The 9,558-nt window shown below is 68.4% G+C and carries 6 protein-coding genes; 2 read left to right on the top strand and 4 right to left on the bottom strand.

Features of this window, described 5'->3' with window-relative positions; genetic code table 11:
* Positions 1–215 precede the first annotated feature (215 nt).
* From ABD115_RS08095 to ABD115_RS08080, 4 genes are all read right to left on the bottom strand, one after another.
* A complete protein-coding gene (locus tag ABD115_RS08095; protein WP_343960081.1) occupies positions 216–1,052 on the bottom strand; it encodes a hypothetical protein in 837 nt (278 codons plus the stop codon).
* Positions 1,053–1,259: 207 nt separating this feature from the next.
* A complete protein-coding gene (locus ABD115_RS08090) occupies positions 1,260–2,297 on the bottom strand; it encodes a proline racemase family protein (protein WP_343960079.1) in 1,038 nt (345 codons plus the stop codon).
* Positions 2,298–2,384: 87 nt separating this feature from the next.
* Positions 2,385–3,884 (bottom strand): sodium/proline symporter PutP, encoded by a 1,500-nt coding sequence (putP, locus tag ABD115_RS08085; protein WP_343960077.1) that lies wholly within the window; start codon positions 3,882–3,884, stop codon positions 2,385–2,387.
* Positions 3,885–4,041: 157 nt separating this feature from the next.
* Positions 4,042–7,614, bottom strand: a complete 3,573-nt coding sequence (locus ABD115_RS08080; RefSeq protein ID WP_343960075.1) for a proline dehydrogenase family protein — start codon at positions 7,612–7,614, stop codon at positions 4,042–4,044.
* 136 nt (positions 7,615–7,750) lie between these two features.
* Here ABD115_RS08080 and ABD115_RS08075 point away from each other — a divergent pair, with 136 nt between their 5' ends.
* Together ABD115_RS08075 and ABD115_RS08070 are read left to right on the top strand one after the other, a co-directional pair.
* A complete protein-coding gene (locus ABD115_RS08075; protein WP_343960073.1) occupies positions 7,751–8,773 on the top strand; it encodes a LysR family transcriptional regulator in 1,023 nt (340 codons plus the stop codon).
* Positions 8,774–8,797: 24 nt separating this feature from the next.
* The gene (locus ABD115_RS08070; protein WP_343960071.1) at positions 8,798–9,490 is read left to right on the top strand and encodes an endonuclease/exonuclease/phosphatase family protein; all 693 of its coding nucleotides are present in this window, start codon (positions 8,798–8,800) and stop codon (positions 9,488–9,490) included.
* Positions 9,491–9,558 lie beyond the last annotated feature (68 nt).

The following is a 9,558-nucleotide window of genomic DNA, read 5'->3' as shown; positions in this document are numbered from 1 at the left end:
GCTGCCGCGCTGCCGCGCTGCCGCGCTGCGCCGCCGCGCCGCCGCGCACGCTAGCGCCGCGCGCTACATATGACAGTTGTTGTCGCCATGGCTGCGGCGAAGCGACAACAACTGCCATATGCGGCCCGGTGCGTGTCTAGATTGGTTGGCGCGGGGTGGGGTTGCTTCCTGGCTAGCCGAACCGGTGCCGGGGTCTGGGCGCTTTCGAGGCCCTGTCAACGGGTCTCCTGTGCCTCGCTGAAGTGGCTGATCGCCGTCGCGGGGTCGACGAGTCGCTCGCGCTCCCGGGGGTTGTCGCGGTAGTAGCGAATGAACGCGGCGACGACGTTCGGGTCGGAGCCGAGCTCGATCGCCTTGATAGCGTAGCTTCGGCCGCTTTCTGTTTCGACCCTCACGCACGGTAGCTGCCGACTTTGAGCACCAGGGTGCTTGCGAACCGTATCGGCGATCACATCGTCGAGCTGCTGCCAAGACAGCATGACCGCAGCTTGACCGGTGACGAAGGATATTCCGTTCGGTCGAAGCTGTACGCCGAGAGGGCTGCGGTGAGCACGAACCACCTCCCGCCAAGCGAACCAGGTGGCGATCGAACACACGAAAGCGAGCACCCAGGCGAGCGGCGAGACCTCACGCAGGGCGTTGCCCGCGCCATCGAGCAGCCCGGTAGCGATGGACAGGAACGAAAAGATGGCGATCGCTGTCGCGAGAACGGCCGTTCCCCAAGCAACCGTGAGGGGCAAGACCCGGGCTTGGGAGAACCAGACGAAAGGCTCGTTGGCGATATACCTGACCCTGTTTGGGCGGGCATCAAGCACAAGGTGCAGGGCGGCTAATCCGAGGAGGAAGATCAGCAGGCTGAGTAGGCTGATCATCACTCCGAGATGAAACGACGACAGTGCGACGCCTCGTATCACGAGGCCCGTGCCAATGAGCCCCGCTGCAACCCCGGCAAGACCCAGGGCATTGAGCGCCGGCGAAACTGAGGCCGCGGGTACCGGCTCGCTAGCGGCGCCCAGCGCAGCAGCGCTCACGGCCACTCGAACGGTTCTCACCAAGACCTCGCCCTCACCCCCTCATCTGTTTCCCCGTGGCGCCCCCAGCGCCGCATCCCCCAGCCCCGAGCAATACATATGGCAGGTGTTGTCGCCATAGCTGCGGCGAAGCGACAACAACTGCCATATGCGGCCCGGTGCTTGCCTAGATAGGTTGTCGCGGGGTGGGGTCGCTCCCAGGCTAGCCGAACCCGCGCCGGGGCGGGCTTAGCGCAGCGTGAACCCGGTGCCGAGCGCGTCGGCCGGGTCGAGCATGAAGCGGTGCTCGCCGGTCTGGTACGCGGTGCCGGTGACGAGCGGAATGACGGTCTGGGTGCCGTCGGGGCGCGCGGCGCCCGGCTCCCAGCGCGCGGCGAACTCGGTGTCGACGATCGATCGGTGCTCGAGCGTCTCTGCGGAGCCGAGGTCGCCGCTATCGGCGAGCAGCGCGACGCGGGCGCCGGTGCCCGAGCCGCAGGGGGAGCGATCCACCTCGCCGTCGGCGAACACGGTGATGTTGCGCTGCGCCGGGCCGCCGTCGTGCCTGCCGAGGTCGTCCCAGAGAATCGTGCCGTACACGCCCGAGAGCCGCGGGTCGTCGGCGAACTGCGCCTCGGCGGAGTCGTTGAGTGCCCATTTGATCTCGCGGCCGAGCGCAATGAGGTCGGTGTACTGCGCCGGCTCGACGGCCAGGCCGAGATCTGCCGCCCGCACCGACGCGTAGATCGCCCCCGAGTAGCTGAGGTCTGCGGTGACCTCGCCGCGCGATGTCTGCACGGTGACGCCGCGCGCGATGGCGTGAGAGGCGACGTTGCGGAAGGTCGCGCCGACGAGCTTGCCGCCCGAACGCTCGACGAGCGCGGCGACGCGGCCCGACGGCACGTCGATCGTCACCTCGGTGACGCCGTCGGGGTCGCTCTCGACGAGCCCCGTGTCGGTCGCCCACACGCCGAGCGCGATGGTGCCGTGCCCGCACGCGGTCGAGAAGCCGTCTTTGTGCCAGAACAGCACCCCGAAGGCCGCGCCCTCGTCGTCTGGCGGGGTGATGAAGCCGCCATACATGTCGGCGTGGCCGCGCGGCTCGTTGCAGAGCAGCTGCCGCAGCGTGTCGGCGCCGGCCGCGTTCGCGATCGCGGCGACGCGGCGCTCGCCGACGGTCGAGCCGGGGAGCGCGGGCGCCCCCTCGTGCACAATGCGAAACGGCTCACCGCCAGTGTGGTAATCGGTCGTGTGGATCCAGCCGTGCTGGGAGGGAGACTGCGTCATTGCGGTGCGTCTTTCGGTGTGCAGAGATATTTTTTTTAGGGGGCGGATCAGGGGGCGAGGCCATACCCCGCCCCCTGATGCTCGCTGTTACTTTGTGGTGCTGCCGGGAATCACGAGGCTCGTTGTCGTCGTGAACTCTTCTTGAATCTCGGAGTTTTCGGTGTAGGTGAAGCGGCTGACGAGCATCGCGGCGATGAGCGCGATGACGAAGCCGGGGAGCAGCTCGTACAGGCCGGTGTCGAACGCCTTCCAGACGAACACGGTGACGGCACCCACGATCATGCCGGTGAGCGCGCCCCAGTTCGTGAGCTTTCGCCAGTACAGGCTGAGCAGCACGATCGGGCCGAAGGCCGCGCCGAAGCCGGCCCACGCGAAGCTCACGAGCCCGAGAATCGAGTCGTTCGGGCTGATAGCGAGCAGCGCCGCCACGATGGCGACGGCGAGCACGCCGACGCGGCCGAGAATCACCAGGGTCTTCTCTGCCGGCGGGGTCTTGCGCATGATGCGGTAGAGGTCTTCGACGAGCGCCGACGAGCACACGATGAGCTGGCTCGACAGGGTGCTCATAATCGCGGCGAGCACCGCGGCGAGCACGAGACCCGACACGAGCGGGTGCAGCAGCACCTGCGAGAGCAGCAGCACGATCGTCTCTGGGTCGCTCGGGGCGCCGCCGAACTTGTCGAAGTAGGCGATGCCGACGAGGCCCGCGGCGACCGCGCCGAAGAGCGAGAGGAACTGCCACGACGTCGCGATGCGCCTGGCCGACTTCGCCTCACCCGGGGTGCGCAGCGCCATGAAGCGCACGATGATGTGCGGCTGGCCGAAGTAGCCGAGGCCCCAGGCGAGCCCCGAGACGACGACGAGTACGACGGCGCCGGTAGTCATGGATCCGCCACCGAAGATTGACAGATTCGCCGCGCCGACCGTCTCGACGATGCTCACCGTCTCGCCGAACCCACCGATCGTGAAGATCGCGACGACCGGAACCACGATGAGCGCGACGACCATCATGAGGCCCTGCACGACGTCGGTGAGCGACGCTCCGAGGAAGCCGCCGAACAGCGTGTACCCGAGGGTGACGGCGGTGACGAGCAGCATGCCGACGAAGTAGTCGCCGCCGAAGGCGCTCTCGAAGAACTTGCCGCCGGCGACCATGCCCGAAGAGGCATAGAGCGTGAAGAACACGAGAATGATGACGCTCGACACCGAGCGCAGCAGGCGCGACCGGTCGCGGGTGCGGTTCTCGAAGAAGCTCGGCACCGTGATGGAGTTCTTCGACACCTCGGAGTACGCCCGCAGGCGCGGGGCGACCAGGCGCCAGTTGAGGTAGGAGCCGACGAGCAGGCCAACGGCGATCCACCCCTCGATGAGACCGGTCGCGAAGATCGCGCCGGGCAGGCCCATAATGAGCCACCCCGACATGTCGGAGGCGCCGGCAGAGAGCGCGGCGACCCACGGCGGCAGGCCGCGGCCCGCGAGCATATAGCCCTCGTGATCGCTCGTGCGCCGGAACGCGAGCCAGCCGATGAAGAGCATGACTGCGAAATAGATTCCGAGCGCGAGGTAGAGGAAGAATTGGTCAGACATCGGTGTCGCCTTTCCGTTGGGTGCGTTGGGGCGGTGCTGCTGTGGGGTGAAATCGGGGAGAGATCGGTGGGTGGTCTGAGGGGTTGCTACTACGGTAACCCCGAACGTGCGGAGGGGCCGGGACCCTTGCGGTTCCCGGCCCCTCCGGCCGAAGGCCTTAGATCAGGCCCTTCGACAGCGTGTTCGGTGTGCCGAACCGGTGCGCGGTGATCGAGACTGCCTGCTCGTGCATGAACGGCAGCATCTCAACGCGACCGGCCGCCACGACGTCGCCGCCGTAGACCGCGACGTCGGGCTTGCCGCCGGTTGCCGCGGTGATCGCCTGCAGCGCCTCGGCGCGGCTCGCGCCGGCGATGACGCGGATGCGTGCGCTCGCGTTCGGGCCGTCCTGCGCCGCGATGCGCCCGAGACGAGCGGCCCAGGCCGCGTCGTCTTCGAAGTGAATCTCGACGCCGGCCGCCTTGAACGCCTTCGCGATCGGCTCGGGCAGGGCCGCCGGGGTGCTCACCGACGGGCGGCTGCCCGCGGCGACGCCTGCCGCGACGGTACGCACGACGTGGTGGATCGGCGCGTCAGCCGCCGCCCGCACCGTGACGGGCACGGCGCGGTACCGGAGCAGGTTGCGCTCGACGCCAACGCCCGAGGCGTCGCGGGCGACGCCGAACTCCGACTCCCACGCTGCCGCGTCGGTGCCGAGGGCCGCGCGCAGCCACTCGAGGTCAGCGCCCGAAACACCGGCCTGCTGCGCGGCGGTGAGAATCGGGGCTGCCGCCGGGCGCGGCGCGGTGAGCGCTGCCTGCACGGGCGCGTCTTCCCACTCGCCGAGGCCGTAGAGGTAGCTCGGGCCGCCGGCCTTCGTGCCAGCGCCGATCGCCGACTTCTTCCAGCCACCGAACGACTGGCGGCGCACGATCGCGCCGGTGATGCCGCGGTTGACGTAGAGGTTGCCGGCCTGAATGCGGTCGAGCCACAGGGCCATCTCGTCGCGGTCGAGCGAGTGCAGGCCGCTGGTGAGGCCGTAGTCGATCTCGTTGACCATGTCGATCGCCTCGTCGAGGGTCGCCGCGGTCATGATGCCGAGAATCGGGCCGAAGTACTCGGTGAGGTGGTACTCGGAGCCGCGCTTCACGCCATCGCGCACGCCAGGGCTCCAGAGCTTGTTGCCGCCCTTCTTGTCGGCAGCGAGCGGGCTGTCGCTCTCGAGGGGCTTGGGCTCGATGAGCCACTTCTCGCCGGCGCTGAGGGTGGTGAGGCCGCGCAGCAGCTTGCCGTCGGGGGCGGTGATGATCGTGCCCATCTGGGTCTCGAGGTTCTCGGGGGTGCCGACCTTCAGTGAGCGGGCCGCGTCGAGCAGCTGCCCGCGGAAGCGCTTCGAGGTAGCGACCGAGCCGACGAGAATGACGAGCGACGCTGCCGAGCACTTCTGGCCCGCGTGGCCGAATGCCGACTGCACGACGTCTTTCGCCGCGAGGTCGAGGTCTGCGTTCGGCGTGACGATGATCGCGTTCTTGCCGCTGGTCTCTGCGAGGATCGGCAGATCTGCGCGGAGCTCACGGAAGTTCACTGCGGTCTCGTAGGCGCCGGTGAGAATCAGGCGGTCGATGCGGGGGTCGGAGACGAGCTTCGAGCCGAGCGCGCGGTCAGCGAACTGCACGAACTGCAGCACGTCGCGGGGCACGCCGGCCTCCCACAGCGCCTCGATCATTACAGCGCCCGAGCGCGCCGAGTTCGACGCGGGCTTGATGATCACGGCCGAGCCAGCAGCGAGGGCAGCGAGCGTGCCGCCGGCGGGGATGGCGACCGGGAAGTTCCACGGCGGGATCACGGCGGTGAGCTTCTGCGACTTGTACTTCGCGCCGTCAACCTGGCCGATGACCTGGCCGAGCATCGCGTAGTAGTTCGCGAAGTCGATCGCCTCAGAGACCTCGGGGTCGCCCTGGTCGAGCGTCTTGCCGCACTCTGAGCCCATGACCTCGAGCAGCTCGCCGCGGCGGGCCTCGAGCTTCTCACCGGCGCGGTAGAGAATGCGGGCGCGCTCGTCGGCGCCGAGCGCCTGCCAGCCGTCGGCAGCTGCGACGCCGCGGGCGACGATCGCCTCGAGGTCTTCGGCCGACTCCACGAGTGCCTCGGCGACGAGCGTGTCGCCGAGCTTCGAGGCGACCATGCGGTTCGCGATCTCGCGGCCCCACACGTGGTTGCCGGGCAGATCCGGATCGCTGTCGGGGGCGTTGTCGAACTCGCCCTTGCGGCCCATCTCGACGAGCGCCTCGACGCGTGCAGCGGCGCCGGCCTCGTCGTAGACGCGGCGATCCTGCACACGGTTCGACGGCGGCACGTTGTAGTTTGCGGGGTCGCCGTCTGCGGTGATGCCCTCGAGCTCGCCGAGCGACGCGAGGAAGCGGTTCTTCTCGCGCTCGAAGAGCTGCTGGTTGTCGTTCAGCTCGAACACGGCCGACATGAAGTTCTCCTGGCTCGCGCCCTCTTCGAGGCGGCGGATGAGGTAGGAGATGGCAACGTCGAACTCTTCGGGGTGCACGACGGGTACGTAGAGGAGCAGTCCGCCGACGTCGCGGCGCACTGCCTCAGCCTGGCCGGTCGCCATGCCGAGCAGCATCTCGACCTCGAGGCCCGACTCCGCGCCGCGGCCCTTTGCGAGCAGCCACGCGAGAGCGAGATCGAAGAGGTTGTGGCCAGCGACGCCGAGGCGCACGTTCTTCACGCGTTCGGGGGTGAGGGCGTAGTCGAGGACTGCCTTGTAGCTCGTGTCAGAATCCTGCTTCGAGCCCCAGGTCGCTGCCGGCCAGCCGTGGACGGCTGCGTCGACGAGCTCCATCGGCAGGTTTGCGCCCTTGACGAGGCGAACCTTGATCGCGGCGCCGCCGCGGGCGACGCGCTTCGCCGACCACTCCTGCAGGCGGATCATCGCGCCGAGTGCGTCGGGCAGGTAGGCCTGCAGCACGATGCCGGCTTCGAGGTCGAGGAACTCGGGGCGGTCGAGGATGCGGGTGAAGACCTCGAGGGTGAGGTCGAGATCCTTGTACTCCTCCATGTCGAGGTTGATGAACTTCTTCGGCGATGCTGCCGCGGCGCGCTCGAAGAGGGGCACGAGCTGCGACTCGATGTGCTCGATCGCCTCGTCGAATGCCCAGTGGTTGTGGGGGGCCACGGTCGAGGAGACCTTGATCGATACGTAGTCGACGTCGGGGCGGGAGAGCAGCTTATGCGTGCCGGCGAGGCGGCGCTCAGCTTCGCCCTGGCCGAGGATTGCCTCGCCGAGGAGGTTCACGTTCAGGCGAACGCCGTCGCGCTTAATCTTTGCGATGGCCGGGCCGAGCTTCGAGTCGGTCGCATCGATGATGAGGTGGCTCACCATCTGGCGCAGCACCTTGCGTGCGATCGGAACGACGACGCCTGGCATGGGCTTTGCGAACGCGCCGCCCAGGCCGATTGCGCCGCGCATCACGCCGGGGAGGAAGCCGGGGGTGAGGGGCACGAGCTCCTTGAGTTTCTTCGCTGCGACCCCGAGGTCTTCGGGGCGCACGACGCCGTCAACGAAGCCGACAGTAAAGTCGAGCCCGTTGGGGTCGCGCAGCACGCCTGCGAGGCGTGCTGCCGAGGCGTCAGCGGGAATGCTGGCGGCCTCGGTGATCCACTTACGTGCGAGCTCAACGGCCTCGGTAGCGAGGTCCTGGGGGCGTGGGGTTGCCTGAGACAACGGCGGTCCTTTCATACATGGGTGCGGGCGCGCGCGGGTGCGGGCGCCCTTAGCCCGATGAGCTAAGTGTGCTTCCTCGCAAGCTTGAAGTAAAGCGACGCTTTCTGAGGAATAATGTGAAGTAACACTTAATGAACGAACGGGGGCCAGCGTGCTCGAAATGAAACGCCTGCGGCTGCTCTGGGAGCTGTCTGCCCGCGGCACCGTCGTGCAGGTCGCCGAGGCCCTGAACTACAGCCCCTCGGCGGTCTCGCAGCAGCTCGCGCTGCTCGAAAAGGAGGTCGGAACGCCGCTGCTGCGCCGCGTCGGCCGCACCCTCGAGTTCACCGCCGCCGCTGATGCCCTCGTCGCCGAAACCGAGGAGCTGCTCGCCGGGCTCGAGCGCGCCGAAACGGCCGCCCACAAGGTGCGCGGCGAAGTCGCAGGTACCGTGCGCGTCGCGGTGTTTCAGACCGCTGTGCTCGCGATCATGCCGCAGGCGCTGCGCCGCCTGCGCACCGAGTACCCCAGCCTGCGCGTCGAGATGGTGCAGCACGAGCCAGAGACCGCGCTGCACGAGACCCGGGTGCGCGGCTTCGACCTTGTCGTCGCCGAGCAGTACCCGGGGCATGCCGCGGCCCAATTCGCGGGTCTCGACCATGAGCCGCTCACCTACGACGCGATCCAGCTCGCGCTGCCGCCGCGGCACGGCGATGCGGGCGCTGGCGCATCTGCTGGCGCCGATCCCGCCGCCGCCCCGTCCGCTGGCCCCTCCGCCGGCACCTCCGCCGGCACCGATTTCGACGTCGACTTCCACCGCGTTGAGCGCCTCGAAGACGCGGCCGCGCTGCCCTGGGTGATGGAGCCGCGCGGCGCCGCCTCGCGGCACTGGGCCGAGCAGGCGTGCCGCAGCGCCGGCTTCGAGCCAGACGTGCGCTACGAAACCGCCGACCTGCAGGCGCACGTCAGGCTCATCGAATCGGGCAACGCCGTCGCGCTCTTGCCCGGGCTCGTGCGCGCCGAGACGAGGCTGCGCATGATCGACCTGCCGGGCGACCCGCACCGCACCATCTTTACGGCCGCCCGCATCTCGAACGCGGAGTCGCCAGCTGTGCGCGCTGTACGAGAAACCCTGGCGATTGAGGCGACTTCCCTGGCAAAAACCGCAGAAACCACGCACACGGTTAAACCATAGGTATCTCGACGTATGCTTGTGCGGGTGAAGACGATTAGTTACAACCTGCGCAAGAATCGCGCCATCGGTGAACTCGCTACCCTCGTCGATATTCACGACGCTGAGCTGCTCTGCCTGCAAGAGGCCGACACCCTCAATCTGCCGTCGCGCATCGGTTCGCTGTCGCTCGTGCGAGCGACCGAACGCAACCGCCTCGGCCTGGCAATGTACGTGAACTCCGAGCGGTTCGAGGTGCGGTCGGCCGACGCCTTCCAGCTGAAGAAGTCGCTGCACGACCGGCTGCTCGCCCCGGCACACGAGCGGCTGCTCGCTGCGCGGATCCACGACCGTGAGACCGCTTCCGACTTCGTCGCCGCCTCGTTCCACGCGGCACCGCTGACCGCCCGCAACTCGCTGCGCCGCATTCAGATCAGCGCCGCGATCGATGAGCTCGCGGCGATCGGCCCCGGCCTGCCCTCCATCATGGTCGGCGACTACAACTACCCCGTGTTTCACAACCGGCTGACCGCGCACGTGCGGGCGTCTGGCTACGACACGAACTTCTCTGACAAGCGCACCTACAACCGGTACCTGCTGTTCCGCGGGCACTACGACTTCGTCACGTCGACCGGGTTCGAGATCAACCGCGTGCAGACCCTCGGCCGGGGCTCCTCAGACCACCTGCCGATCATGGTCACCGCGCAGCGCCACGAGGCGCTCGTGCCGCTCGCCGCGTAGGGCGGGCGCGGCCGGCCGGCCCGGCCCTGGCGCTGCCTGCCCGGCCCGGCCCGGCCCGGCCCGGCCCT

The organism is Leucobacter albus (assembly GCF_039528015.1).
Classification (GTDB): Bacteria; Actinomycetota; Actinomycetes; order Actinomycetales; family Microbacteriaceae; genus Leucobacter; species Leucobacter albus.
This window is presented reverse-complemented; position numbering and strand designations above follow the sequence as displayed.